The organism is Neorhizobium populisoli (genome assembly GCF_019430945.1).
Classification (GTDB): domain Bacteria; phylum Pseudomonadota; class Alphaproteobacteria; order Rhizobiales; family Rhizobiaceae; genus Neorhizobium; species Neorhizobium populisoli.
In genome coordinates this window covers 38384-63622 of record NZ_JAHYCB010000018.1, presented here as the reverse complement: position 1 = coordinate 63622, position 25239 = coordinate 38384, and the positions used below count along the sequence as shown (strand labels likewise).

Below are 25239 nucleotides of genomic sequence, written 5' to 3'. Positions count from 1 at the left end.
CGGCTCCGATCATCCGGTTCGGGACAAGCCATGTTACGCAATGCTTCATCCGCCGATGCCGTGCTTGCGGAAATCGCGGCGCGGGAATGGGCCTTTCGCCGACGGCATGTCGTGCGGGAGCTCGGCGCCTATGTGCCGCTTCGTGGAAGCCTGCCGAGAGTCGATCCGCAAACCCAGCACGAGAAGCTGGGCTTCTGGAGCGAAGTTCTCCAAGACCTCGCGGCGATCGACCTAGACGCGCTTTCACATGCCGGCAAGGAGGACCTGCTTGTTCTTCGCCAGCAAGTCGAAGCGTTGCGTTCGTCGCAGCAGTTTCGCGATTATGAGCGGCCCTTCAATGGCTTCGTGAGCTTCTGGGACGATACCGCAGCATCGATCCGTGAAGAGACATTCGATGGCCTGCAGAAATATCGGGCGGCGATCTCGCTGATGCGCGGCCTGCCGCGATATTTTCGCGAGAACATCGAAAACATGAAAGCTGGGCTTGCCCGCGGCTTCAGCCAGCCGGCAGTCATCCTGCCCGCCGTGATCGCAACAATCGAAGCGGTGCTGGCGCGCAAGCCGGAGGAAACCGACTACTTCAAGCCGTTCCTCGCATTCCCGCCCCAGCTTCGTGCGGAAATACGGGAGGAGCTGAAAGGTGAAGCGCTGTCGGCAATCGAACACTCAGTCATGCCGGCCTTTGCCGAATTGCTGGATTTCATGCGCCACACCTACACCGATGAGGCAACCCGCCATATTTCCGCTGCCGATCTTCCCGATGGCGTGGCCTATTACGAGATGAAGGTGCGGGAGTTCACCACGCTCGAAATCACACCGCAGGAAATCTACGATCTTGGTTTACGCGAGGTCGAGACGTGCCGCGGGAACATGACCGGTGCGATGCGCGCCACCGGCTTTGATGAAGACTTGCCGGCGTTTCTGTCATTCGTGAAGAATGACCCGCAATTCTACCCGAAGTCAGCGGAAGAGCTGCTGATGCGGGCTGCCTGGATTGCGAAGCGAGTGGAAGGCAGGCTGGAGCGATTTTTCGGCCTGCTGCCGCGGCGACGGTTTGCGATCGAAGCGGTGCCGGACAGTATTGCACCGACCTATCCGATGGGCACCGGTGCGCCGGGCCTCTACCTGGTCAACACCTACAATCTTGCGACACGGCCGCTCTATATCCTCCCTGTGCTGACGCTTCACGAAGCCGTGCCGGGCCACTGTTTTCAAATGTCGCTCGCGGCCGAGAACGAAGGACGTCCGCCTTTCCGCTCGGAAACGTATGGCATTGCCTATGGCAATGCCTGGGCGCTTTATTGCGAAAAACGTCTCGGTGTCGAGATGGAGATCTACCAGACGCCTTACGAACTCTTCGGCATGTGGAGCTTCCTGGCGCTGCGCGCCGTTCGCATGGTGGTCGATGTCGGTATCCACGCCAACGGCTGGGACTACGAGCGAGCCAGAACCTACATGAGCGAGAATACCGGGCTCCCGGCGCATGTCGTCGAGGCAGAGCTCAATCGCTACATCAGCTGGCCAGGACAAGCGCTCGGGTATTACTTGGGCATGATGGCCATCGAACGTGCGCGCGAAACTACCGAGGCCGCGCTGGCGGATGCGTTCGATATCCGCGCCTTCCACGACCGCATCCTGGCACTCGGCCCCGTGCCCATGACCGTGGTTGAGGCCACGATCGACGCGATGATCGACGAGCATCAGGCCAAACATCTGCAGACAATCTGATTTCAGCAGCAAGGACGATAATTCATGCCGACAGTCACTCTCAACAACGCGACCTTTGTTTACGACGAGGCCGGCGACCCGAATGCCGAGACGATCATCGCTCTGCATGGCGGGCGCGGTATCGGTGACCGCAAGGGCGAATTCAATGCTTACAAGGTGCTGGCCGACAAATACCGCGTCATCGCCTACGATCAGCGCGGCTGCGGCGAAACCAGCCTGACGCCGCCGTATACGTTCGAACAGCTGGCCGACGACGTGGAGGCCTTTCGCGTCAACCTGTGTGGAGGGCGCAAGATCATCCTGGAAGGCGGCTCTTTCGGCGGCATGATCGCGCTGACCTATGCGGTCAAATATGGCCACAATCTCTCCCGGCTGATCCTGCGCGGCACCGCCGCAAGCTTCCACCACGAAGACGATGCGATGGTGGTGTTCAAGGAGCGTATTCACAAAGCCTCCAGCGCCTCGCTGGACATGCTCGGCAAAATGTTCTCCGACCGCGTCAAGGACGATACGGAGTTGCGGCTGATCTGGCTGGCTCTGCAGCCGCTGTATTACGAGAAGTTCGATCCGGATGCCGCACTCGAGCGCACGCGGACGATGCATCTGCATGCCGAAACCCACAACGCCCTATTCAAGGAGCGGCTCTACGATCTGCGCGACAAGCTCAAGGACATACGGGTGCCGACGCTTGTCGTTTGTGGTGCGGAGGACTGGATCTGCCCGCCGAACCATTCGCGCCTGATTGCCGAAAGCGTTCCGAAGGGTGAATACCTCGAAGTTCCGAATGCCAACCACGCGGTGCATGTCGAGGCGCACAGGACCGTCATCGCTGCGATCCGGGAATTCCTCAACAGAACCGCAATCGCAGCCTAAGAGGTTCGCGTCCGCGGTCCGCGGGGTCGGCTGAACCGGCCAACCCCGCAGTGAATTGCATGACCATCGCGGCAGCCAGACGATGAAACAAAGCCTTAGTCTTCGTTTGTGGCCCCTCTGTGTCGGTAGCGATTGCCTGAAGGGCGTTATCCCACGAAGCTTTTCTCTTCACGCGCTTGAGCTATCTGACGAACCTGTCGCGCGTTCGATTCCTTTCAACGCGTGTAACGACTTTCCCCCTAAGCCCAGGTAGCAGCGAAACAAAGAACTAATAGGGGTTTTCCGTCGAGCCTCCATGTATACGCCGACGCGTATAACATCGGTTCGGGTGAAGGTCTCGGTCACCTTAGGCACTGGTGCGCTTTAAAACGTGAGGCGCCCAGGAGGATTGCAAGACTTCATCTTCGGCCGGGTTCACCGTTTCATACTCCTCCAGCAGCGTTAAGAACGCCTGATGTGGCTGCCTGACATCCCCGGGTGTGCGGAATCCCCACTCACATTCCTCGCAATGGGCATAGATCGTCTGCCGGGTCACGTCCTTCTGGAGACAAAGGCGGCCTTGATCGTCGCACTGTGGGCAGGTCCCGACATAATAGAGCCTTGCCATCAGCAATCGCCGCTTCCGCCGACGTCGTTACAGCCGGTGGTATGCGGAAGATAGTCGTGGCCGCCAGAACTATTTGTCACCCCGCTGCCAAATATCCGCTGCAGTCTCACTCTTCGCGGCCAGATGAAGACCAACAGCACAATCAGGGCCAAGGCGGTGCTTCCAGCAATTATGAACTGCAACAATATCCGAAGTCTCCTCTTTCGAAAATGCCGTGCCAAACATTCCCATCAGCATGGTGTGAACAAGCAAAATTGGATCCTAAGATCACCCATCCAGTTGAAATGTCGAGGGATCCTGTGCGTCAACTCTGTGGGGATTGAACAACCAGCTATCTTTCGGCCAAACTTATGAATCTGTGGCCGGACGGCAGCAGCGGAACTAGGTAACTGATCATGAAAAACAAGACGGTAGGGATATGGTTGTCGGCGCTCGCGGTACCGGTTGCCATCCTGGTCGGCGCCCAAATCGATACCACATCCGGACCTTCAATCGGCGGTGGGGGCTACGACCTTGGTCCGTTTTTGTATTCATGGCTGTTGGTTATCGTCACATGTATTTGGTCGCTCTGCGCCGTCGTTGCCGCCCTAATATATCGAAACGGTGCGTCGTCAAGGCGAGCCATTGTCTTGGCAGTGATTGGGATCATCGCTCTCACACTGGTCTTGTTTTTCTACCGAGGCAACCTCCGATAGCCGCAAGCGAGAAAACGGGTTCGCAAGCCCGCGGTTCATCCCTTAGTCCAGGCTTGCAATAAACGTGGGAGGCTGGTCATGTGGGCCTCAATTTTTGGAAATCTCTGAAAAGGCGAACGATGAGCGACAGCAAGCCAGATATTGAAACGATAGATTCCAGGGTCGTTTATGAAAACCGATGGATGAAGGTCAAAGAAGACAGCATCCGCCGGCGCGACGGCAGTTCCGGCATTTACGGCTTTGTCGATAAGCCGGACTTTGCGGTTATCATGCCCTTCGACGGGGATCGCCTTTACCTCGTTCAGCAGTTCCGCTACCCGATCGGCCAGCGACAGTGGGAGTTTCCGCAGGGGTCGTGGGAGGAAGATCCAGATGCCGATCCGGAAGAGTTAGCACGGGGCGAACTGGTAGAGGAGACCGGGCTGCACGCGGAACGCGTGGAACAGATCGGACAATTGTTTCCACTTTACGGCACGGCAACTCAATCGTACCGGATATTCCTCGCCACCGGCTTGTCACAGGGACCATCCCGGCTTTCGGTCGAGGAGCAGGATTTGGTGGTGGCATCATTTTCCGTCGATCAGGTTGAAGCGATGATCCTGTCCGGCGAATTACGCGATGCCGCCACGGTTGCGGCCCTGTCGATCGCGAAGCTGCGCGGATTGATCGTTTAATTGCGGTCGACTTGACGGTGCCCCCTTCGATGCTGATCAGGATGCCCACCTGATAGCCGCCTCTTCAAGTGACAGAGCCGACATCTATTTCGGCGTGGTCGCACCGCCAATGGTCACGTATGTTTGGTGCCGAAACGCACCAAGCTGACTGCTACCGCTGCCCCCGCAAATAATACCGAACCAGCGCCCAATGCCCATGTAAGCGATGTCCAGGTCAACATGGCGCTGGAAAATATGACCCCAACGGAGTTCGCGGTGCGTAGCAAGGCAAATACCTCCGCCCTCTTCGAGGGAGGGGCCAGCCCGTCCAGGACGACCGAGTAGTAGGTACCCAGCGGCGCAATCATCAATCCGACGATCACGCAGCCGACGACGGACACTTCGACCGAACGCCGCAAAGAGACCAGTGCCATCCCGGTCGCAGCGGCGGCGAGAAGTAAAATCACGGTCCGTCGCTGCGCAAGACGGTTGCGAACGCTGACCCACACTCCGCCGCACACAGACGCGATGCAAAGTGCAACCGTAAAAATGATACCAAAACCCGGCTTGAAAGCGGAATCGAGTGCAAGAGCGACCGCACCAACCTCGATCGCGGCGACTGCCGCCCCACCGGCCATGGCGCAGAACAGCCAGAGCAAAATCGAAGGCTTGAGCAAGGCACCATCTGTTGCAGCCGCTGGGGGAGCGCGAGCATGGGGCAAGCGGGGAATCAGCTGGAGCGGCGCGCTTCCCAGGACCGTCATGGCGACGATAGCGAGCGGAGGGGAGATTGAACCCAGGAGAGACGCTGCGACAGGTGCTGCGACGAACGTCACTTCGTTGAGTGTCGCTGCGATGCCCAGTGATTTGAGCAAGCGGTCCGGGCCGGTGATGTAGTTCAGGATGGCGCGCATATAGCCGCTGGCTGCTCCGTTGACGAAACCTGCGGCGGCACCCGCGATGATCATCAGGAGGAAGGGTGCCTTCCAGGCTGCAAGAAAAGCAATGGTGGAAAAAGCAAGTGTCCGGATGACGACCAGAAGCTTCAGGTATGTAACCGCATTAAAGGTTCGGCCTAGGCGAGCGACGGGGACTGCTCCCAACACCTGCGCAGCGGTCATTGCCATGACGATAGCCGCACCGCTTTTCGCGTCACCGGTCAGTGGGAGCGCCAGTAGAGCAAAGGCAACGGGTGCGGCGGCCTGGGGGGCGGCCAGCAAGGCGTTCGACGCAAACCAGCGCCGGAGGACCCCTCGCACAGGAGGTGTATTTCTGGCGATATCAAGCGTGATGGGGACCTCGGCTATGGCGTGCGGGCAGGAAACGTCGCTCTGTACCGGGTAGCCGTCGGATACCCAATTCGTTTTCCGGCATCATGAGAATCAAACTCCCCGGTCGTAACAGTCCGGCTTTCAGGAGGTGTTGCAGGGTGTACGTACCGAAAGCGCATCATCGAGTGCATCGTGGCCCTGCAAGGGTGGATGCTCAACGTTGTAGTAATCGGCAAGCTTGATACTTGGGGTCTTGGCCAAATCCTCGATCGGCATCCCGGCGGCGAGCAGGAGCTTGACGGCGTTATCAAAACGCTGAGCCGGAACTGGCGCATCAATGCCGGCGATATAGCAACTGATGGCGACCATATTAAGTTCATCCTTGCCCCACGACCAAAATCGCGCCCCGCTGGAGAAACTGTCGACGCCGGATAGCGCGTCCTGCAACGTCACGCCTTCCGCCTCGATAACCTCTTCGGTGATCCCCGTAAGCTTCGTGAAGAAGGGATCGAGCGCAACCGCTTCCAAATAGATTCATCGGCCGGACGTAGGCCTTGTAGGTGTCAAGGATCGGAAAGTCAGCTTCCAAACCAAGCTTTACCGCGCCGATCTGGGCAATGACTGGATCGCGGTCGTGGGCGGCGCACCAAAATCTGCGTTGCGACCCTTCGAGACAAAGGAACTCACAGTCGAATATGATTGCAGTTTTCAAAAGTCCCTTCCTCTTCTTTCAAGTTCGGGTTCTGCTCGAAGGGCATCATTCTATCATTTTGCGCATTTGCACAGTCTCGAAAGTGCCAGCGTCGAATACAAACGGTGAAAAGCCGAGTTTCTGATAGAAGCCTGCTGCGTCCGTAGCGGAATGCACGAGAAGCTCGTTGATGCCAAGTAAACGCGCCAGCCGTTCAAGCCGCTCAAAAAGTGCTGTTCCGTGTCCTCGCCTTTGGACATCATTTGAAAAGCAAAGACAGATTCTGTTCGTTGATCTCCTCTGGCCCATCCGGGATATAGTCATACCGTTCTCTGGCTTCGAAGATTACCTGCCGTAAACCAAGGCTTTCTCAATCACAACGTTTTCTCCATCGCGTTGACGTGATCTCCGGTCGTGTTCTTCCCTCGCATATGAGTTCCTCCCCGAAGACTTTGTGCCAAGACCTCACCCGCAGGTCGCCCTCACCAGGCGCCCGGAGGCCGGATCGGTCTCAAGGGTCACCCTGTTATTTCGGTAATCATGGGTGACGGGCTGGCCGGGTGCGATCTGGCGTACGACGGTTGCTCTAGTTCGGTCCATGGCCGCCCTGTCGGTCAATTTCGGTTGCCCAACGAGCGCCAGCGCAGCTGCTGTATCGCACCGCCCACGCGACACATCAGACACCGTGGAACAGGCGATCAAACCGGAGATGACGCACAGGGACGCCACAACGGGCGCTATACGCAGAAGAGGATTCATTGTCTTCCCTCGTCAAATCAATAACATCAGCTGTCGGCCCGATTGCCGCTCGCTCGTTTGTGCAGGGAAGTCATGTTGAAATTTTGATCAATCAGACATCATGAGAGGGTCACGTAGTGTCAAAGCCCGGTGCATCATACTGATGGGTCCGAGTTATTTAAGCGGGAGCGTGCGGTGCAGGGGCACTAATCGCGCGAAAATGCATTCGTTTGATGCATCTTGGCGATAGTGGGCTAAAATTCGTGCGCATTGCGAATGCCTCAATGGTAAGTCACATAGTCGGGTTCGAGTTTGTTGGACACCATACTGGAGATAAAACCATGTTCACCCATGTCATGATCGGCAGCAACGACCTCGAGCGATCAAGGGACTTCTACGATGCCACCTTCGCTGCATTAGGTGTCGCGCCTGGCGAGATGGATGCGCGCGGCAGGCTGATCTATGTGCACGAAGGCAATCGACTAATGATCACCAAACCGATCGACGGCAAGCCGGCCACCGTTGCCAATGGTGGGACAATCGGTATCGCCGCTCAAAGCCGCGAGCACGGTCTGGCGTGGCACACCGCTGGTGTCGAGCATGGCGGCACGTCCATCGAGAGCCCGCCGAACGAGCGTCCGAACGGGGCCTTCGTCGCCTATCTTCGCGATCCGGACGGACACAAACTAACAGCACGGTCTAACCGACAAGGTAAGTCCGCGTCGACAGTGCTGCGCATTCTCACCACTGTTGTTGATTGATCTTCCTGCATATCCGGAGCGACAGCAATGGTAGTCCGGAGACAGCGTCATCTCACGATGTAAGGCCTTCAATTTCTCGTCGGATATCTCAATGCAAGCCGAACCTACGTTCCAGATCACCTACACCCTGACCGCGTGGGACTATGCCGCCATGGCGCGGGCGCTCACTCGCCGCCCCTGGCACCGCAGCATAGTCACGTTGGTTCTTTGGCTGTTTTCGGTCTGGTGTCTTCTGGTCTTCTTCACGGATCTCTACAATCCGCTGATCATGATCAACGCGGTAGCTGACAGCAGTTCCTGGCTTTGGCTACCTGTCGGTCTCGTCGTCGTCGCGCTGGTGTCACTGGCCACGCACTGGCTGGCATGGGGAGCATCGTTTCTGTCCTATCGGCAAATCGCGTCCGCGGACGCCACCATCACCATATCCCTCAACGATGATGCCATTCATGTGAAGTCAAACGTGGCAGATTCCACCGTTCCCTGGGCGAGTGTGAAACGCATCATTCGAGAGAAAGATTATCTGATGCTGCCGATATCAAACCGGGAAGCCTTCATTCTGCCAAGACGCAGCTTCGAAAATCAAAGGCGTTTTGAGGACGCCCTTCGCTATGCGAGCGCGCAAATATCGGCAGGACGTGGCATCGGAACTTGAGGCAAATACTAGTGCCTTTGATAAGCTTCTCAGGGGCTTACCGTTGGGGGAAATGCCTCGCAAGTTGACGGGGTGGCACTTGCGGCGCACGTTTTGTGCGGATGCCAAGGAGGAAGCCATGGTCCAATCAGTTGTTGAACTGCGAAATGTTGCGGGCACAGAAGCCGCGCTGGGATGGGCCGGGGGCCACACTGTGGTCGTGGATCGGCCTGACGGGAAGGCAGGGGGCAAGGGGCTGGGCTTCAATGGTGCGCAACTTCTCGGGTTGGCGATCGGCGGATGCTATTGCAATGACCTTCGGTATGCAGCTCACGAACTCAGGGTAGAGCTTGGGGAAATCGCTGTAACGGTCAGTATAGAACTGGAAGGGATCACCTTTACTCGCGACAAGCGCTGTCCTGAGCGTGTGGTGCGAGACAAGCGATGGTTCGAACCCGGAACGGGTCATATCTCGCGCTTGGTCAGTATGCACGCTGGCGAATTCACTCAACAAGGGCGTCAAGAGCACCCTGGAATTGCCATGAAGGCAACTCCCATTGAAGTTAAATCGGGTAGACGGCTCGAATCCAATCAGGGCCGAGGCCCCTCTATCGTTAGCGAAACGCTGCCCCAGCTTGGTCTAGCGATCCAGCACTTTGAAATATCCGGCACCCACGTCTGTGAAGAGTGAACGCGCATCCTTAAGCGGCACCGTCAACAGATCTTCGGTACAGGCGAATATGACGTGCGGCAGGCCCTTCAGAGTGAAGACAAGGTTATCCTTGGTGAAATAGACGCCGAGATTGCTGCGAACGAGGTCGTCGAAGCCACAGTCCTTCTCCGTCTCGTCATCAGATCTGTCGCGGTTTTTGATAACGAACTGGATGAGGTCTTCGTTTGGTCCAAAGCTGAGCAGCGATGGATCAGCCACCGTGGAAGGATCGACCTCGGCCCCATCCCCGTTGGTTGCGACCCAGCGGCGCAGGAGGGTTTCGGGCACGAGTGCCTTGCCCGTGCGGGCATCGGCGAGACGATGGTCTCCGAAATTACTAGGATGCGCGCCACCACACCAATAGCTGCCATTTTCCGCGATGCCCATGAGGCGGGTCGTCAGATGTTCAACCGTGACAGAACCGCCACCGTCGTATCCCGTCGAACCTTCTGCATCCTGCCCGGACCAGCCGAAGCCGAGATAGGCTTTCGTCATGCACCAAAAAGCAGGGAGAGCGAACTGCAGGCGCTGTTGCGCAAGATAGCGATTGAGTGGCGCCGGATTGACCTTCCCGATCGTCAGGACGACTGGATAGGAAAGCCCCGTTCGGCTGTCGTCGTCCATCCGGTAGCTATTGCCGCCGAAATCTTCAACGATGCCTTTTTTCAGCGGACGGTCCATCTTCAAAAAATCATAGGGCAGGCTGTCTTTGGTCAGGACCGTCGGCTCGTCGGTACCGGCTTGCGCATAGCTCGGATCGAGAGCGGCTAGCAGGTCGGGCTCACTGGGGGAAATAGCCCTCTCACCCCTCTTGAGGAGCTTGACCGGCAATGTCTTGCCGGTCTCCTTGTCCCGCCATGTCCCAGAAAGGCCCTGGCCACCATCGGTGCTCAAATCCCATTCCGCAGCGATCGGCGCGACGTCGATGACCTCGCCACCGGTGGTTTTGCAGAGCGTTTCTGTACAGGGCTTTTCCTCGGCGAGCCGCAGAGTACCGGCGCCGGCGCTCTTCATGCCGTGCAACGCAATGTCACCGCCCTTGGCGAGATAGGCATAACGCCCCGCCCGAAGGCCATTGGGACCCGGTGATGTCAATTCAAGAATGATTGGCAGCGAGCCTAGGGATCCAGAATAGGTAACCGCGTCGGCCGCATGGGCGGCGAGAGCTCCGGTGAGATAGGCGATCACAGTAGAGTAGAAAACGCGCATGTATCACCCAAATACCGGTAGAGACATGCCATTCTACCGGCCACGCTCTCATTTCGCCAGACGCGCCGTGATCGCTTGATAAACACTGGCACCCCTCGCTAGCTCCTGACGGCCGAGCCGGAAGCTGGAAAGTGGTCAAGCCGGACGATGTTGTTGCTATGGTCGAGAGGCAAGGCAAAAACGGAATACCCATCGCGGCCACGCCGCTTCGTCTCGTATAGCGCCCGGTCCGCGCTGTCCAAAAGCGCCTCCGGGCTGATCTGTGTCCCCTCCGACGATGCTATTCCGATGCTAACCGTGAGGCTCAGTTGAAGGGCTTCCCACGGAAATGGCGTGGCTTTGACTGTGCTCACGATCCTTTTGGCGATAAGCGTCGCCTCGGCTGCGGTCGCAGCTCGCAACAACAAGCAGAATTCGTCGCCGCCGAGCCGCGCAAAGACGTCGCCTTGCCGCAACTGTTTCGTTATTACGGCTGCCGCGTGCTTTAGTGCCGCGTCGCCCGCTGCGTGGCCATACCTATCGTTGATGGCCTTGAAACGGTCGAGGTCCAACAATAGCAGGCTGAAATTGGCGCCTTTCTGCTTCCCGCAAATTCTGTTCAGGTGTTCCGTCAACATCCGGCGATTGGCGATCCCTGTCAGCTCGTCCTCATTCGCCAGCTGCTCGACCTTCGCTTGCAGGCGGTCGAAAGCGCAAATGAGAAACCCAAAGTTCCAGATGACCGCGGCAAATAAAAATACGAGAAGATCGATCGATGCGGCTTGGTAAAGGTGCAAATCAGGTCTCATACCCGTTACGATGAGGATGTTGCCGCCGGCGATAATACAATGAGACAATGCGCCCATGGCAATGGCTGTGCTGGCAATGATCGCGCCCAGGTCTCGGCGAGAGGGTCGGATCAGGTAGATTGCCGTCAGTGCGAGCGGGAGTGACTGAGCCAATGTGTAGATCGGATTACGGCCATACCAGAGGTGAAACGTCGCCGCCATCACAAGAACGCTGCTACCCAGCAGGTATGAGACTTGGGTCCGTTCAACGTTGTCGCCGTGCAAGCAACGTGCGCCACACCAATTTAAATAAAAGCCAAAGATGATGAAGCCATTGCCTCCGACGGTGTTCAGCATCAAGCCGCTTTCGCCTTGAAGTGAAAGGGCAACCCTTCCGGCGACGCTTGCGGCGCTGCCGGCAAGCCACAACCGAGCGGCCCGCAGATCCCTGTATCGATAGGCGATCAAACCCCACATCAGGCAGTGCGAAAGATTGAGAAGCATAACAACGAGGTAAAGCGTAAGAAAATCCGGCACGCAGTCTCCTTTGCACTGACATCGCAACGGCTACCCGTACGGAATAAAAGCCTCATGAATATTTTGAGATGCATTTGAGCGAATGGGTCGTCCTCCGCGGCGAATGGCAACTTGTACGGAGCTCCATGAAGAACTGAACCCGGGCCGATCGGTTAGCCGTCACATGCTTGACACCACGTTCGCGACGAAGCGCACTGACAGCCGGATCGGGGTCACGGTCGTAAGCCAGGCGACGTTTTGCAATGACGTCCTGGAGTGTCTCGATTACCGTGACCGTTCCATGGCCCTAATTCGCAAACCGGTCGATGATCTCGGCGACAAGATTATCGAGATGCTGAAGCAGTCGTTCGGCATTGTCGGATCTTTCTGACACGATCTTCGCTCCTCAAATATCTAGCCGCCGCTGCTGCCAGTCCTTATATGGCGCCAACAACCGTCCGGTGAATCGCTCTTCGATCGCGGTCTCAACCATAGCGATCCTGACAAAGACCTCGCTGGTTTTCGCGGTTTTCAGAGGGGATAGTTTCGCTTTCGTCTTCCAGCTTCTGCATCAGCGCGAACAGTTCTTCGTCGGTCATCGCGGAAAGCTCGTCTGCGAATTCCGCGGCATCGAAATCGAAGCTGAGCGCAGCATGGATCTGCGAGACGACAGCTGCACCCTCCCCGACGGCCGCGGCAACCCGCTTGGTTGAGCCGGCGCGTACATCGCCACCAGTGGCAGGGGATTGCGGCTGTGGCTGCACAGCTTGTCAAAGGATTGGCCGGTGATGATGAAGCCTTTGGCATCTGTATGGACGCGGTTACTGATCCATCCGGCATTTGGATCGGCGCCGATGAACAGGAAAAGATGGTGGAGAGTAAACGGCTGCTCGCTGCCGTCCATCCTATTGCGAATGGTTGCAGAGGCCAGGCCGATCGCAGGATCGCCAGCGATCGCATTCACTTCGCAGTTCAAATGAAGCTCTACATTGGGGAGCGCTTTGATGCGGTCAATCAGATATTGCGACATCGTCTCCTCCAGGGCGCGCCGGACGACGAGGTGCAGTTTTCGGACCTGCGGTGCGAGGAACACGATGGCCTGACCTGCCGAGTTACCGCCGCCGACGAGCGCGACCTCCTCGCCAGCACAGAGCTTTGCTTCGATGGGTGAGGCCCAGTAAGACACGCCGTTGCCCTCGAAGGTCTCTATGCCTGGGACATCTGGCCGCCTGTACCGCGCACCCGATGCGATCACGACGTTACGCGCCTCCACCGCCCTGTCGCCGGAAAGCTCAAGCCTGATCGCTCCGCCCGCGTGGTCTGGTGGGACCAGACTGTCGACTTCAACGGGCAACACCATTTCTGCGCCGAACTTCAGCGCCTGATTATAGGCGCGACCTGCCAGTGCTTGGCCGGAAATGCCCGTCGGGAATCCAAGATAGTTCTCGATACGTGAGGATGCGCCAGCCTGTCCGCCAACGGAGACGCTGATCATGAAACCACTACGTATCCGCGTTATCGGCGGCTCGCTTGCGGGCCTGTTCACCGCAATTTTGTTGTAAAATGATGGCCATGATGTGGTTGTCTACGAGCGCTCCCACTCCGGCCTTGAAATCGGTCATCTCGATACAATGGAAAGATCTGTGGTCTGCGCGCTTTTTGCTGGATGGATCGCCTTCTTCTATGCTCGCAATGGGACACCTTGAATGCCCAAAAACTTGATCTAGGCGCTAGGGTGATCGGAAGAACGCCTGAACGCCTCCAGTAGCTCGTCAAGTCCGCTGTCAAAATCATCCAGCATTGCTCCTCTTGGCGGACGTCCCATGCTTCCATCCTGGGTAGCTACAGCGAGGGCGGCACCATGAGTGTAGTCAACAAGGATATGCGTCCAACGCGACGAGCGCTGTGAGGAGTGATTGTGTTCGCTCAAGAAGCTCATCAACTCACGGGTTATCCTTACGGCGTGATCGGGGAAAACTGCTGGCCGGCCAAAGATCGCCAAGGTCAGAGCGGGGTGGCGCACCACCTTAGCGTAGTAGGCTGTGAGGAGGCTGCGGGCGCGTGTATGGGCATCGCCCGTTTCAGGTGCGACGACCTCCGCATATACCCACTCCGCTAGCGACTTGATCAGTCCATCCCGATCCTTGAAGTGGTGATAGATCGTCATGGGATTGATGCCCACACGTGTTGCCAACACGCGCATGCTCAAGCCGTCGAGGCCGTCGGCATCGAGGATGCCCAAAGCTTCGGAAAGAATGGTCTCCGGCAAAACGGTCTCTCCGCCGGCTGGTGGCCGACCTCTCCCCCTTTCTGTCATGTCATGACTTCATAACGAGATTGGACCAATCCGGAAGGGAAAGACCTTGTGCCCTTGTGCGCAAGCGCCACATCACGCTGACCGCCGTTAAAAAGAGAGCGGCCAGTACCGAGCAAGATTGGCACCCTCGTGATCACCATGTCGCTGATCATGTCGAGCGCGAGGAAAGATTGAATGATGCGTCCTCCATCCACATAGGCACGCCGTGCTCCCTCGGATTGAAGCGTCGCCATCGCTTGTTCAGGTGACTCTGCCGAAAAGCGCACTTTTCCTTCAAGCTCGAAGGGCACTGCCTGTTGCGCAAGCTGCGCCGACAAAACCAGGACCGGACGGGTATAGAACCAGTCTCCCATGCCTCGGACCGCCTCATAAGTGCCTCGCCCCATTACGATAACGTCGATGTCGCTTATGAAATCGTTATAGCCATGATCCTCGCCAGTTTGGTCGTGCTTCAGCAACCAATCGATATCGCCACTTTCGCGAGCGATAAATCCATCAAGGCTTGTTGCGATAAATACGTGTCCGGTGACCATCTTCGTCTCCATAATTATACGTCGTATAAATAATGGACCTCTGACCAATGTCAACGCGCTCGGCGGCCGGTCTTGCATACCGCCCAGCTAACCGGCCGTAGCAGTCTCGACTGCCGGCTCGCTTACTCTGCTAATCCCACGAAGTGTCCGAAGGCCAGGCATTGATTGCGCTCGGCCTGGATGCGCAGATTGCGACAGTCATTCCGATGCTCACTGGAGAACTTGTCACGTTCACCTTCGAACGCTGGGCAAAGGAGGAAACCTACCTGACCGCGCAGATGGAGCATCTAAACGGTTATCGACCGAACCTTGCACGAGCTGGACTGGGTTCGGCCCGGCTGCGGCTCGAACGCGCCCATGCAACGGTGTCGGCCCTGGAGATACTCGATGTTCCTGCGGCAGTCGTTCAGAAGTCAGGCCGCGTGCTGGCGCTCAATGGTCTGCTCGAAAATTTGACTTCCGTTTTCCGACCGGCTGCCTTCGGCTACCTTGCATTAGCCGACGCGGCAGCCGACCAGCTATTGAAACTGTCAATCGCCGACACCGGCGACCCAAAATTGTCGGTGGGATCAATTTCGCTGGCGGCGACGAAGCATAGCCGGCGGTCGTCATTCATGTTCTGCCGCTGGTCCGGTCCGCTCACGATATTTTCTCGAGCGGCGATATACTTATCGTGGCAAATCTTGTGAGCGTCAGTCGAATGGCGGTTCCAGCTGCAATGCTGACAGCGTTGTTCGACTTGTCGCCATCGGAAGCAAGGCTTTCTGCCAAGCTTGTGGCGGGGAGCTCGGTCGCAAAGGCAGCAATCGAATTAGGTCTGACATTGAAGACGGCTCGGACATACCTCGAGCGTGTTTTTGCCAAAACCGGTACGCACCGACAAAGTGATCATGTCGTCCTGCTGAGAAGCGCAGGACCGATTTCTGGTGTGGAGGCTTCTGCAATCGCGAAAGACGAGGCAACAGGTACGGTAAACTTAACGCCGTAAAGAGAATATTTTGGGGTACGGCTTTGGTTCAGGCGGCGTGAAGGCGTGCGATTTGGCGCCAGTCATCCAAGGATTCGTCTCGCAGTTCACGATGGTGGATGGATGTCGTGGCGCGGAATGTAAAAGGGGGCAGAACAAGATTAGTGCGGAATCTTACGTTTAGTCGAGAAAGTCATGCTCGAGATCGATATTCGTCCCAAATTGGGTCCAAATAGCATTCACCTTAAAACTTTATATTCAGCACAGGCGGCAAACGACGGAAAATATGAACGAATTCGGTTATCGCCTTGGCGATTTCATCTGCGTTGATCCAGAAACCTTCGAGATCGAGCTTCGCGAACGAGGAAGACTTGCCGGAGCCATTCGGCCCTGCGGGGAGGATGCATGACAATTCCGGCATGAAGCGACTGCTACCTCACCGTGGCCGGGACGCGATCCTTGCGCTAGGTTGTCGACCGATCCTTTGCCTCGTTCTGCTTGTCCTTGGCGGAGATCGACAAACCCATGCGACCGCTCTCGGCAAGAGCTTCCCGGCCAATATGCTTCAGGGCTTCCTTGTTTTAGCACTTCTTCAAAAGCATCGTAGATCTCCTTTCCTTGTCTCGAATATAGCGCTTCACGCCATCCGCTGGAAATTCCGCTTGTGCCAGGTTCCGCCGACAGCAACACTGGATCCAACAGGTAGCGGGAGACGGCCCTCAAGCGCCAAAGCTAGTCGTTCCATAATTGCGGCTTATGCCAAACAGACCAGCGGCTCAGCTAAACCAGGTCAAGTTGTCGATGGTTCTGATCCCATCAAGGCGTGACCTTCTCAGCCAATCAGGGCCAGTCCGCCCTGACGCCCAGTGTCCCTCTCGATTTCGCCCACGAGGCTATCGAGAGCCGGATTTCTTGTTTTACGTGCCCGCCGGATCACGTAAGCCAAGGATGGCGGTGCAGGCAAACGATCGTTCATTATCTGCATCTCCCCTCGGATGTGGCGGTCGCTCAGCAATGCCACACCCATTGCGGCGTTGACGGCGGACACAATTCCAGCGGCGCTTGAACACTCGAAGACCATCTCGAGAACCGCATTCTCCTGACCGATGTCGAACGCCCATTGGCGGTAAAAGCATTCGTCATCAAACGACACGAACGGGATCGGTTCACCCTGTCGGGTCATCAATTCGGGATGCTTCACCCAGTGAAGGCCTTCTTTGTAAAGAACCACGTCGCTTGGCCGCACCTCGTGGCTGAAGACCTGGACGATCGCGGCATCGAGTTCACCGCCCTCCAGCATTGCGCGGAGCACCGTGCTCATGCGGACTTTTGTTCGGACCGCAACGTTCGGGTGAAGACGCTTGAAACGACCAAGGATGCGGGCGAGATCGGTGCATGCAGTATCTTCCGTCAGCCCAAGCAGAAGTCTCCCGGCAAGCGGCGTCTTGGACAAGCTTAACAGAGCCTCGTCATGCAGCCCCAGAATGCGGCCAGCGTAGTCCAGCAGGTCCGCGCCCGCAGCCGTGAACATTGGTCCTCCTGATTTGCGCCCGAGCAACTCGCAGTCGAGGCTGATTTCGAGCCGTTTGATCTTATGGCTGATGGCGGATTGGGAGAGCCCCAATGCGGCGGCGGCTCTCGTAATGCCACCATGATGGCGAATTGCGCAAAGCGCCCGCAAAGCATCAATCTCGAGGCGGCGACTGTTTAACTCGGTCATGGTCATACCCGTCAGTTTGTCCTGAAACGAAACCTACCACGAACCCTGTACATCATGACAAGGATTCAAGGAATGTCATATACCCATCGATATTTGTCATGTGCGGCCTTTGCGCTTTCCCTTTACCGGTAGATCGCGTTCATCGTGATAGGGCCCCAATGACCGACACCTCTCTACCTTCCGTCTCTGCCAGTCGCCATCCTCTGTTATGGCCATTGCTCGCCACGCTCCTCATTATCGGATGGAGTTCAGGCTTCGTCGGTATCCGGTATGCCAACCAGGAGGCAAGCGTCATGCTTTTACTCTTCTGGCGGACTTTGCTGTCAGGTCTGATCCTCCTGCCATTCGCACTGGCCATCGGGCCAAGGATTTCGATGCGCGCAGTCGGGGATCAGGCGCTGTGCGGCATCATGGCGGTGTTCCTCTATTTGGGAGGCTTCGCGCTGGCCATCGAGCAAAGGGTGCCAACGGGGCTCGTCGCGCTGATCTCCGACCTCCTTCCGCTGGCCATTGCCGCCCTGTCCCAACCCGTCCTCGGCGAGCGGCTGACGAAACGACAATGGTTGGGCACCGCGATTGCCGTCGCCGGCGTATTAATCGTGTCCTTCGATAGCCTCAGCTTTGGGGCGGCTCCGGTCTGGGCTTACGGCTTGACGGTCGGTTCTATGCTGGTGTTCGCTGTCGCCTCAGTCCTACACAAGAGGCGTAAGGCGCAGCATATGCCTGTTTATCAGAGCCTTTGCATCCAGATGCTGACGGGCTCGGTTCTTTTTGGCGTCTGCGCATTGACGCAGGGTGGTCTTGCTCCACCCATGACTCGTGACTTTGCTATCGGGATGGTCTGGCTGGTCCTATTCGCCACGTTCCTCGCCTATGCGGTCTACTATACTAGTCTGCGGCTGTTCCCCGCTGCCAAGGTGAGTGCAGCCATCTACCTCAGCCCTCCCGTGACCATGCTATGGGCATGGATGTTGTTTTCGGAGCCTTTGACCGCCGCTATGTCTGCTGGCTTGGCGGTGACCTTGGTGGGGGTCTGGGTGACATCCCTGGGATAAGCTTTTCGCCTCAATATGTGACGTGTCATCCGGTCAAGCGGCGATCTGAGGCTTCCCAATGTTTTCACGAACATCCCTGGCTGGGGACGAACCGAACAATCGGCCATATTCGCGCGTGAACTGCGGAAGCTCTCGTAACAGACCGCATAAACCGCATTGCTGATCGCGGCGCCTTCGGAGATCATCATCCGCCGGGCCTCGATGAGGCGGAGCTGCTTCTGGAATTGCAAAAGCGCGAGAGAGGTCACCGCGCGGAAGTGCTGGCGGAATGACGAGATGCTCACCCGGCGACATCAGCCAGACGTTCCACTGGGAGCGTCTCAGCATATTCGGCCCTGATGATAGCTACAGCCCTTGCGATACGGTTGGCATGGCTGTCGGTAAAGCCGAGCGCACGAATGCCCGCTCCGTGATGGCCGCTCAGCAGCCAGTAGTGCATTTCCCGCAGCAACTGGTCTTGGAGGATTGGAATCGACTGCTGTCGATCAAGGAGGCGCATGAGCCGAAGTGCCGCGTCAGCCACTTCCGCTTCGGCCGGATCGACACAGACAGGAAGTCCAGTCTCGGTCTGCGCAACACCGATCTCCAGAACCAGCGATTGCGTGATCACCGGATCGGTGTTGCGCACCAGTGAATAATAGGGAACCCCCGCATTCGCGCGGGTGATCTGACTGACGTTCGGAACGTCGGTCGAAATTAGAAGGGAGTCGCCAGCGCCGAAATCGAAGGTCGTGCTGCCCGTGGTCACACGCTTGGCGACGCCGAACTTGTCGGCATTGGCATCAGCATAGCGGCGGACGCATTGCGGGCTCGGCCGCAACACCGCAATCAGGATTGCCCGTCACGGCGGAGATGTCATCCTGACCTATCGAAATGGCGCCGAACAAGCGGACGCCGTTGTGGCCAATCGAAGCTCTCGGTCGGAAGGCGATGGCCCTGCAGCTTGACGTGACGGATGTTTCTTCGTTTCAGAAATTTGCCGGCACTGTAAAGCAGGCTCTGTCGTCCACGTGGAGTCGCGATACGTTCGACCATTTAGTCAACAACTCGGGTCAGGGCGAATGGCGAGCTTCGCTGAGACCACCGAGGGGCAATTTGATGCACTCTTCAACACCCCATGTGTAGGATGTCTTCTTCCTCACACAGACGCTCCTGCCACTGCTTGCCGACGGCGGACGCATCGTAACTTCTCACCCGGCATCACGCGCGTCTCGGCCGCCGGCTTCTCGGCATACTCCGCCGCTAAGAGCGCGGTCGAGATCCTGACCCTCTACATGGTCAAGGAGCTGGCAGGCCGCGGCATCACCGCCAACACGGTGGTGCTTCTGTAATGGGCCTTTGTTCGTCAAGTCCCTCTGAATGAATCTCGTCGCTGAGGTCATGCTTCTGTCCGTGGTCAGCACAAAGCCGCCACACTATGCCATCAGATCAACAAGCCGACAGGTCAATCTAGGAAGCGTGCTTCGCCGAAGCGGTCACAGCACCACACACGACCTTGCCAAGCCTGCGTCCCAGCGACGGGACTTCATCCGATGCAAGCCTTATACTTGCCTGCATCAATCACATATCGATCGTCATGCCGCCATAGGGCTTGCGCTCCAACAAAAGTCCGTCGCATCCACCCACATGCGGTGAAGAACGACACCGAGTTTGCGTGCAAGGGCAACCTTCGCGCGCTTCATTCCGCGACGCCTGGCCACATCGAGCGCCCAGCGCTTCAGACTGGAAAAGCGCGTGGCCCGCGTCAGCATTATGTGCGCGGACTTGCGGGTTTCAGTAAGTCGCGGACAGGCATTTCGGTAAGTCGCGGACACCGATTTCACTAAGTACGGGACAGTGATTTCAGTAAGTCGCGGACAGTTATCGCGGCGGAATTAGATCGATTTTCGTGAGCGCCGTTCTGGCACTTTGCCCTCGTGGTTTGAGCGAGGACATGATGCCCAGGCGGAAGCAAGCGAGACATACTGACGTGAAGGATATCCGATCGATCCTGCGGCTTACGTTCGAGCAGGGATTATCGATACGTGCCGTTTCCGAGCGGCTGAAGATCAGCAAGACATCGGTTTCGACGTACCTGCTGCGGGCAAAGGAAGCCGAGCTTGCGGTCTGGCCTCTACCTCCGGGCCTGGACGAGGACGATGTTCTTGAACATCGACTATTCCGCCGCATGGGACGGCCTCCACGCGATACTGTCGAGCCGAACTGGCCGAAGATGGCCAGCGAACTGAAGCGCAAGGGCGTCACGCTCCATTTGCTTTGGCAGGAATACCGGGAAGCTCACCCGGATGGCTACGGGTACACCTGGTTTTGCGGCCGGTTTGCTGATCACGAAAGCCGAGCCAGGCCCACCTACCGCAGCCGTCATGTTGCTGGTGTCGCGATGGAATGCGACTATGCCGGCCATACGATCCCGATCATCGATCCATCCATCGGCGAGATCCGTGCAGCGCAGATCTATGTGGCGGTGCTGAGCGCATCGCAACTGACGTTCGCCTATGCCAGCTTCAGCCAGAAGCTGCCAGACTGGATCGAGGCGAACCAACGGGCCTTTAGTTACTTCGGTGGCGTGACGAAGACGACGATCTGCGACAACCTCAAATCGGCTGTCGCCAAGGCTCTTTGGTTCGAGCCGACATTGAATGCGACCTTTGCCGCTTTCGCTGAGCATTACGACACGACTGTGGTTCCGGCACGCCCTCGGCACCCTCGCGACAAACCCTCCGCTGAAGGGACGGTTTTAATCGTCGAGAGATGGGTCTTGGCGAGGCTCCGAAACGAACGGTTCTTCAGCCTTGTCGATCTCAATATCCGCATCAGCACTTTGATCGAGGATCTCAATACCCGAACCATGCGGCGATATGGAAAATCTCGCCGCGCTTTGTTCGATGAGGTCGAACGCTCGCAGCTCAAACCATTGCCTTCAACGCCGTTCGAATATGCGGAATGGAAGATCGCCAAGGTGCATCCCGACTATCACGTCGAGGTCGACAAGACCTTCTATTCCGTTCCGCATGGGCTGATCGGAAGCGGGTCGATGTCAGGCTGACGTACCGGGTGGTCGAAATCTTCTTCGACCACAAACGAGTCGCAAGTCACATCCGGAGTTCGCAGCGTTCAGGCCACGTCACCGTCAATGAACACATGCCCAAGGCGCATCAGCGCTACGCAAACACGACACCCCACTTGTTGCGCAGCGAAGCAGCAAAGGTCGGGGTCAACACGGCGACGTTTATCGAACGTCTGCTCAGTCATCGTCCCCACCCCGAACAGGGCTACCGATCTGCTCAAGGCATTCTTTCCCTGGCGCGTCGCTACCAATCCGATCGGCTGGAGCTGGCTTGCGAACGGGCGCTGGTGATCAACGCGCTGAGCTATTCGTCTGTTGCCAACATTCTCAGATCCGGTCTCGATCAGGCTCCGGCCATGACCGAGGCCGTGAAGCCGGCGCCGCCGCACGGCAATATCCGCGGCAAAACCTACTATCAATAAAAAGGACATTAGATGCTGACACATCCGACACTTAAACAAATGAATGCGCTTGGTCTGGCCGTTATGGCAACGGCCTATCGCGAGCTCCTCGAGCAGGCTCATGGAAATGATCTGAGCTTCGACGAAAGACTGGGATTGATGCTTGACCGCGAGATCGCCCTCAGAACGGACAGAAGACTGACAAACCGGCTCGCCACCGCCAAACTCCGTTTTGCTAACGCTTCCATTGAAGACATCGATTTTGCAGCGCATCGGGGCCTGGATCGCCGCAACGTCCTGTCTCTGGCGCAGGGAGCGTGGCTCAAGGCAAATGAGAACTTGATCCTCACGGGCCAGACGGGCACCGGAAAGACTTGGATTGCATGTGCCTTTGCACGCCAGGCCGCCCGCCTCGACCACTCTGTCCTCTATGTTCGCATGCCGCGGTTGTTTGAGGACCTCGCGCTTGCCAGGCTGGACGGGCGTTTCCCGCGCCTCATCGACAAGCTTGCACGTGTTCATCTGCTGGTGCTCGATGATTGGGGAACCCATACCCTGAACGATCGGCAGCGCCTCGATCTGCTGGAAATCTTTGAAGAGAGATATCGGCGAAAATCCACTCTGATCACCGCCCAGCTTCCCGTGGCCGCCTGGCATGAGATGATCGGTGAGGCCACCTTAGCGGACGCGATCCTGGACCGTATTGTTCACAACGCCCACCGCATAACGCTCGAAGGCGACAGCATGCGGAAGCGGAAAACACCAACGCTCTTGAACGGCGCCGAAATAAACGAAATCAATCACCCCTGACAGGAACCAGGCTGGCGGAATTCGTTCGATCCCGCTGTCCGCGACTTAGCGAAATGCTTGTCCGCGACTTGCTGAAATCGCTGTCCCGATTCACCGAAATCCGCACGGACTCGAACAATGCGGTTCTCACCATCGCGTCGCCGACCTTGCTGACGCCGCCATCGCGATCAGTTTCGCCGGATTGATATTTCTTCGGCGTCAGCCCGAAGTAGGCACCCACAGTGCTGGACTTTTGGAACCGGGCAGGATCATCGACGGCAGAGCGATAGGTCAGCGCAACCAGGGCACCGACACCTGGCGCACTCATCAGTCGTTGGCAAACCTTGTCAGCGCGGGCGATCCTGAGCATCTCGCGGTGCAGCTTCGTAAATTCGCTCCACAACACTGCTCGCGCCGTCAGCATCGCGTCAATCACCGTCGACAATGTCGCATGCCCTGCAATCAGTTCGCGGATGCGCACCTCAAAACGCCCTCGGCTCACTTCGCCGACCTTTAGTCCATAGCCGCGCAGGATACCCCGTATGCTGAGCTCGACGTCGAGCAGCTTGGACTGCAGAAGCTTGCGACCCACCAACAGAGCCCGAGTGTCCTGCGCCGGCGACGATTTCGCGTGGACCGGACGATACCATCCCATGCGCAGAAGTTGCGCGATCCCCCGTGCATCCTTGCGACCTGTCTTCACCGTCATCGCCGAAAGCGCCGCCTTCACATGTCGTGTTTCCAGCAAAACCACCTCATGACCCGCAGCAGCGAGAGCCGCGTATAGCCATTGGGACAAAGGCCCCGCTTCAAGGCCGATGCGCTCTACCGGAAACTCCAGTTGAGCAAAAAACCCGACCAGGCATTCTGGCTCGCTGCCCACCTTGGCCTCGCGAACCAACTTGCCCGTCGCGTCGACCACGCACACGCTGCTCTCTTTCAGCGAGACGTCAATTCCTGCATAATACTCCATGGCTGTTCCTCTCATGATGCTTGAGGCCGATCGCTCGGACCTCGTTTCAAAACATCATCATTCTGAGGGACAGCCACCTAACTGGCTACTCGTGAGACGCCGGCCCATTACGGCATCTAGGCCCCATTGAGACTGACTTCCTCGGCGGCGCGGTTCGCGCCATGCCCGACCTCAATCAACATCTCGCCGGCATGACAGCCCTCGGTAGGGTCGGTGTTCCCGATGATATCGGGCCGATGGGCGCCAGCTTGCTCGGCCCTGATAACCGCTGGATCACCGCGCAGCGCATCGAGGTTCTGGTGGTCAGGTTATCTGACAACGATGGGGGACGCGTTGTTACACAACACAGCGACCTCCCCGTCCATTGTTAGAGCAGGTCACACATCCCATTCCCGGATCATCACCCGCAGATCCTAGCCACCCGGCGAGCAGCCAAGCACCTCTTGCGTTAGAGCGTTCCGCGAGACCAGAGCTTTTCCGAAATCAGCTTTAGGCCAAATACAGTGAGGGCTGACCCGATCACTCTTTCAACCCAGTGGCCAGCGCGATCGTATGCGGCACGGGCCGGCGCGGTAGAGAAAAGCAGGATAACAAGTCCATACCACACGATCTCCAGGATGAAACCACCCAACAGCACTGCAAGTTTAGTCCAGAGTGATGCCTCTGCAGGCATTGTGACTGCGTAGAGACTTAAAAAGAAGGTGATGACCTTGGGATTGGAAAGATTGACAATGATCCCCATTCGAAAGCCCTCTTGGGCGGACTTTCGCGTCGGAGCGCTTCGTTCCCTCGACCGTTGGGGCTTGGCCTCCAACAAGGTCTTCACGCCCAAGTAGATGAGATAAGATCCGCCCGCGATCTGAACCAGACTCGCAAGCCAGCCAACTTCCGTCAGGAGGACAGACAGCCCCGCTATTGTGAGGATGGCATAGAACGTTGCCGAGAGCGCGAGCCCGACCGTCGCTCCCACCGCCGCTTTGCGAGAACCATTCAAAGCAAGCCTCGATATCAGAGCAAAGTTAGGACCAGGACTGACCACGGCCATGGCATAGAGGCCGAGGGTCGACAAAACGATCATAATTTCCGGTGCCATCTACAGCCTCCACTTCCCTTGGCAAAATTGCGCGATGTGCGTGTGTGCCATAAACCAGAAGAAGCTCTGGCTTGCGCAAGCGTATTAACACCTCCGCTCAGAGAAAGTTCGCGTGGGCGGCCGTGCCCTTGGGAATTACCTCACTCGGGCCGTCAATTGTCGATGGCTGTCGTGTACAACTTCCCAGACAGCTTGCAATGTGCAGATCGCCCGCCCGAGTCAGTGAGATCGTGCGTCGCCCCGTTGGATGACGTCGTTACTGCCGGGGTTCTAGCACTGAAAGGCCCGGTGTCGCAGCTTAAATTTCGAGTTCAGATCTTCTCCACGTAGATCCGTGCCGTTTCTCCGCCGTCGCCGAGATCGCTTCACGAAGAACGATCGCTACCACTGAGACGCAAAAGCGCGGTCCCCATTCGTTTTATCATTGTCACTTGGAGGCGGCCTGCAAAGGCGCACCATCCCGCTCTTGATG

The 25239-nt window shown here is 57.4% G+C and carries 22 protein-coding genes and 6 pseudogenes; 13 read left to right on the top strand and 15 right to left on the bottom strand.

Annotation, left to right across the window (positions count from 1 at the left end; translation table 11 throughout):
- Positions 1 to 30 precede the first annotated feature (30 nt).
- Both KX729_RS30235 and KX729_RS30230 read left to right on the top strand, forming a co-directional pair.
- The gene (locus tag KX729_RS30235; RefSeq protein ID WP_219746160.1) at positions 31 to 1728 is read left to right on the top strand and encodes a DUF885 domain-containing protein; all 1698 of its coding nucleotides are present in this window, start codon (positions 31 to 33) and stop codon (positions 1726 to 1728) included.
- 24 nt (positions 1729 to 1752) lie between these two features.
- On the top strand, positions 1753 to 2601 hold the full coding sequence (locus KX729_RS30230; protein WP_219746159.1) for an alpha/beta fold hydrolase: 849 nt from the start codon (positions 1753 to 1755) through the stop codon (positions 2599 to 2601).
- Between the two features lie 346 nt (positions 2602 to 2947).
- Here KX729_RS30230 and KX729_RS30225 read toward each other — a convergent pair whose 3' ends face one another.
- The gene (locus KX729_RS30225) at positions 2948 to 3208 is read right to left on the bottom strand and encodes a hypothetical protein (RefSeq protein WP_219746158.1); all 261 of its coding nucleotides are present in this window, start codon (positions 3206 to 3208) and stop codon (positions 2948 to 2950) included.
- A gap of 814 nt (positions 3209 to 4022) precedes the next feature.
- Between KX729_RS30225 and KX729_RS30220 the strand changes: the two genes are divergently transcribed.
- Positions 4023 to 4577: an NUDIX domain-containing protein gene (locus KX729_RS30220; RefSeq protein ID WP_246617978.1), complete on the top strand. Its 555-nt coding sequence runs from the start codon at positions 4023 to 4025 to the stop codon at positions 4575 to 4577.
- A 113-nt stretch (positions 4578 to 4690) separates the two neighbouring features.
- Here the strand turns inward: KX729_RS30220 and KX729_RS30215 are convergent, their stop codons facing one another.
- From KX729_RS30215 to KX729_RS34305, 4 genes and pseudogenes are all read right to left on the bottom strand, one after another.
- Positions 4691 to 5863 carry an MFS transporter gene (locus KX729_RS30215; protein WP_376776098.1) on the bottom strand — a complete coding sequence of 391 codons (1173 nt, stop codon included), beginning with the start codon at positions 5861 to 5863 and terminating at the stop codon, positions 4691 to 4693.
- Positions 5864 to 5948: 85 nt separating this feature from the next.
- Positions 5949 to 6539 (bottom strand): annotated as a pseudogene (locus KX729_RS30210) (3'-5' exonuclease); the annotation flags it as partial.
- Positions 6540 to 6584: 45 nt separating this feature from the next.
- Positions 6585 to 6827 (bottom strand): GNAT family N-acetyltransferase, encoded by a 243-nt coding sequence (locus KX729_RS34700; RefSeq protein ID WP_376776097.1) that lies wholly within the window; start codon positions 6825 to 6827, stop codon positions 6585 to 6587.
- Between the two features lie 156 nt (positions 6828 to 6983).
- Positions 6984 to 7277 (bottom strand): I78 family peptidase inhibitor, encoded by a 294-nt coding sequence (locus KX729_RS34305; RefSeq protein WP_219746155.1) that lies wholly within the window; start codon positions 7275 to 7277, stop codon positions 6984 to 6986.
- A 320-nt stretch (positions 7278 to 7597) separates the two neighbouring features.
- Here KX729_RS34305 and KX729_RS30195 point away from each other — a divergent pair, with 320 nt between their 5' ends.
- The 3 genes and pseudogenes from KX729_RS30195 to KX729_RS30185 all read left to right on the top strand — a co-directional run bounded on the left by KX729_RS30195 (position 7598) and on the right by KX729_RS30185 (position 9193).
- Positions 7598 to 8017, top strand: a complete 420-nt coding sequence (locus tag KX729_RS30195) for a VOC family protein (RefSeq protein WP_219746154.1) — start codon at positions 7598 to 7600, stop codon at positions 8015 to 8017.
- Between the two features lie 91 nt (positions 8018 to 8108).
- Positions 8109 to 8669 carry a YcxB family protein gene (locus KX729_RS30190; RefSeq protein WP_219746153.1) on the top strand — a complete coding sequence of 187 codons (561 nt, stop codon included), beginning with the start codon at positions 8109 to 8111 and terminating at the stop codon, positions 8667 to 8669.
- Between the two features lie 118 nt (positions 8670 to 8787).
- A pseudogene (locus tag KX729_RS30185) lies at positions 8788 to 9193 on the top strand (OsmC family protein).
- 95 nt (positions 9194 to 9288) lie between these two features.
- Here KX729_RS30185 and KX729_RS30180 read toward each other — a convergent pair.
- Both KX729_RS30180 and KX729_RS34485 read right to left on the bottom strand, forming a co-directional pair.
- Complete coding sequence (locus tag KX729_RS30180; RefSeq protein ID WP_219746152.1) at positions 9289 to 10569, bottom strand: hypothetical protein; 1281 nt, start codon at positions 10567 to 10569, stop codon at positions 9289 to 9291.
- A gap of 98 nt (positions 10570 to 10667) precedes the next feature.
- A complete protein-coding gene (locus KX729_RS34485) occupies positions 10668 to 11873 on the bottom strand; it encodes a GGDEF domain-containing protein (protein ID WP_219746151.1) in 1206 nt (401 codons plus the stop codon).
- A gap of 163 nt (positions 11874 to 12036) precedes the next feature.
- Here KX729_RS34485 and KX729_RS30170 point away from each other — a divergent pair, with 163 nt between their 5' ends.
- Complete coding sequence (locus KX729_RS30170; protein WP_219746150.1) at positions 12037 to 12243, top strand: hypothetical protein; 207 nt, start codon at positions 12037 to 12039, stop codon at positions 12241 to 12243.
- 250 nt (positions 12244 to 12493) lie between these two features.
- On the opposite strand, the pseudogene KX729_RS30160 reads toward KX729_RS30170, so the two are convergent.
- From KX729_RS30160 to KX729_RS30150, 3 genes and pseudogenes are all read right to left on the bottom strand, one after another.
- Positions 12494 to 13335, bottom strand: a pseudogene (locus tag KX729_RS30160) (NAD(P)/FAD-dependent oxidoreductase); the annotation flags it as partial.
- 240 nt (positions 13336 to 13575) lie between these two features.
- Positions 13576 to 14121, bottom strand: coding sequence for a TetR/AcrR family transcriptional regulator (locus KX729_RS30155; RefSeq protein ID WP_246617976.1), 546 nt, complete (start codon positions 14119 to 14121; stop codon positions 13576 to 13578).
- 44 nt (positions 14122 to 14165) lie between these two features.
- The gene (locus KX729_RS30150) at positions 14166 to 14702 is read right to left on the bottom strand and encodes a dihydrofolate reductase family protein (protein WP_219746148.1); all 537 of its coding nucleotides are present in this window, start codon (positions 14700 to 14702) and stop codon (positions 14166 to 14168) included.
- 161 nt (positions 14703 to 14863) lie between these two features.
- Here KX729_RS30150 and KX729_RS30145 point away from each other — a divergent pair, with 161 nt between their 5' ends.
- Positions 14864 to 15391 carry a hypothetical protein gene (locus tag KX729_RS30145; protein WP_219746147.1) on the top strand — a complete coding sequence of 176 codons (528 nt, stop codon included), beginning with the start codon at positions 14864 to 14866 and terminating at the stop codon, positions 15389 to 15391.
- A gap of 1110 nt (positions 15392 to 16501) precedes the next feature.
- On the opposite strand, the gene KX729_RS30140 is transcribed toward KX729_RS30145, so the two are convergent.
- The gene (locus KX729_RS30140; protein WP_219746178.1) at positions 16502 to 17389 is read right to left on the bottom strand and encodes a LysR family transcriptional regulator; all 888 of its coding nucleotides are present in this window, start codon (positions 17387 to 17389) and stop codon (positions 16502 to 16504) included.
- Positions 17390 to 17547: 158 nt separating this feature from the next.
- Here KX729_RS30140 and KX729_RS30135 point away from each other — a divergent pair, with 158 nt between their 5' ends.
- Positions 17548 to 18444 (top strand): DMT family transporter, encoded by an 897-nt coding sequence (locus KX729_RS30135; protein WP_219746146.1) that lies wholly within the window; start codon positions 17548 to 17550, stop codon positions 18442 to 18444.
- A gap of 280 nt (positions 18445 to 18724) precedes the next feature.
- Here the strand turns inward: KX729_RS30135 and KX729_RS30130 are convergent, their stop codons facing one another.
- Positions 18725 to 19264, bottom strand: coding sequence for an AraC family transcriptional regulator (locus KX729_RS30130; RefSeq protein ID WP_312992750.1), 540 nt, complete (start codon positions 19262 to 19264; stop codon positions 18725 to 18727).
- Between the two features lie 241 nt (positions 19265 to 19505).
- On the opposite strand from KX729_RS30130, the gene KX729_RS30125 reads away from it, so the two are divergent.
- On the top strand, positions 19506 to 19775 hold the full coding sequence (locus KX729_RS30125; RefSeq protein ID WP_219746145.1) for an SDR family NAD(P)-dependent oxidoreductase: 270 nt from the start codon (positions 19506 to 19508) through the stop codon (positions 19773 to 19775).
- Between the two features lie 243 nt (positions 19776 to 20018).
- Here the strand turns inward: KX729_RS30125 and KX729_RS30120 are convergent.
- Positions 20019 to 20210: pseudogene (locus tag KX729_RS30120) on the bottom strand (IS110 family transposase); the annotation flags it as partial.
- Between the two features lie 170 nt (positions 20211 to 20380).
- On the opposite strand from KX729_RS30120, the pseudogene istA reads away from it, so the two are divergent.
- Together istA and istB are read left to right on the top strand one after the other, a co-directional pair.
- Positions 20381 to 21933 (top strand): annotated as a pseudogene (gene istA, locus KX729_RS30115) (IS21 family transposase).
- Positions 21934 to 21945: 12 nt separating this feature from the next.
- A complete protein-coding gene (istB, locus tag KX729_RS30110) occupies positions 21946 to 22722 on the top strand; it encodes an IS21-like element helper ATPase IstB (protein ID WP_219746144.1) in 777 nt (258 codons plus the stop codon).
- 67 nt (positions 22723 to 22789) lie between these two features.
- Here istB and KX729_RS30105 read toward each other — a convergent pair.
- Positions 22790 to 23674 (bottom strand): annotated as a pseudogene (locus KX729_RS30105) (IS110 family RNA-guided transposase); the annotation flags it as partial.
- A gap of 161 nt (positions 23675 to 23835) precedes the next feature.
- Between KX729_RS30105 and KX729_RS30100 the strand changes: the two are divergent.
- Positions 23836 to 24045 (top strand): hypothetical protein, encoded by a 210-nt coding sequence (locus KX729_RS30100; protein ID WP_376776095.1) that lies wholly within the window; start codon positions 23836 to 23838, stop codon positions 24043 to 24045.
- A 77-nt stretch (positions 24046 to 24122) separates the two neighbouring features.
- Here the strand turns inward: KX729_RS30100 and KX729_RS30095 are convergent, their stop codons facing one another.
- The gene (locus KX729_RS30095) at positions 24123 to 24767 is read right to left on the bottom strand and encodes a LysE family translocator (RefSeq protein ID WP_219746142.1); all 645 of its coding nucleotides are present in this window, start codon (positions 24765 to 24767) and stop codon (positions 24123 to 24125) included.
- Positions 24768 to 25239: the final 472 nt, after the last annotated feature.

Excerpts from the sequence above, each read along its gene's own strand:
- KX729_RS30195 (WP_219746154.1), top strand. The coding sequence starts at position 7,598 with ATGTTCACCCATGTCATGATCGGCAGCAACGACCTCGAGCGATCAAGG.
- KX729_RS30190 (WP_219746153.1), top strand. The coding sequence starts at position 8,109 with ATGCAAGCCGAACCTACGTTCCAGATCACCTACACCCTGACCGCGTGG.
- KX729_RS34305 (WP_219746155.1), bottom strand. The coding sequence starts at position 7,277 with ATGAATCCTCTTCTGCGTATAGCGCCCGTTGTGGCGTCCCTGTGCGTC.
- KX729_RS30125 (WP_219746145.1), top strand. The coding sequence starts at position 19,506 with ATGGCGAGCTTCGCTGAGACCACCGAGGGGCAATTTGATGCACTCTTC.
- KX729_RS30095 (WP_219746142.1), bottom strand. The coding sequence starts at position 24,767 with ATGGCACCGGAAATTATGATCGTTTTGTCGACCCTCGGCCTCTATGCC.
- KX729_RS30235 (WP_219746160.1), top strand. The coding sequence starts at position 31 with ATGTTACGCAATGCTTCATCCGCCGATGCCGTGCTTGCGGAAATCGCG.
- KX729_RS30230 (WP_219746159.1), top strand. The coding sequence starts at position 1,753 with ATGCCGACAGTCACTCTCAACAACGCGACCTTTGTTTACGACGAGGCC.
- KX729_RS30225 (WP_219746158.1), bottom strand. The coding sequence starts at position 3,208 with ATGGCAAGGCTCTATTATGTCGGGACCTGCCCACAGTGCGACGATCAA.
- KX729_RS30220 (WP_246617978.1), top strand. The coding sequence starts at position 4,023 with ATGAGCGACAGCAAGCCAGATATTGAAACGATAGATTCCAGGGTCGTT.
- KX729_RS30150 (WP_219746148.1), bottom strand. The coding sequence starts at position 14,702 with ATGGTCACCGGACACGTATTTATCGCAACAAGCCTTGATGGATTTATC.
- KX729_RS30135 (WP_219746146.1), top strand. The coding sequence starts at position 17,548 with ATGACCGACACCTCTCTACCTTCCGTCTCTGCCAGTCGCCATCCTCTG.
- KX729_RS30140 (WP_219746178.1), bottom strand. The coding sequence starts at position 17,389 with ATGACCGAGTTAAACAGTCGCCGCCTCGAGATTGATGCTTTGCGGGCG.
- KX729_RS30170 (WP_219746150.1), top strand. The coding sequence starts at position 12,037 with ATGCTTGACACCACGTTCGCGACGAAGCGCACTGACAGCCGGATCGGG.
- istB (WP_219746144.1), top strand. The coding sequence starts at position 21,946 with ATGCTGACACATCCGACACTTAAACAAATGAATGCGCTTGGTCTGGCC.
- KX729_RS30100 (WP_376776095.1), top strand. The coding sequence starts at position 23,836 with ATGCCCGACCTCAATCAACATCTCGCCGGCATGACAGCCCTCGGTAGG.
- KX729_RS30180 (WP_219746152.1), bottom strand. The coding sequence starts at position 10,569 with ATGCGCGTTTTCTACTCTACTGTGATCGCCTATCTCACCGGAGCTCTC.
- KX729_RS34700 (WP_376776097.1), bottom strand. The coding sequence starts at position 6,827 with ATGGGCCAGAGGAGATCAACGAACAGAATCTGTCTTTGCTTTTCAAAT.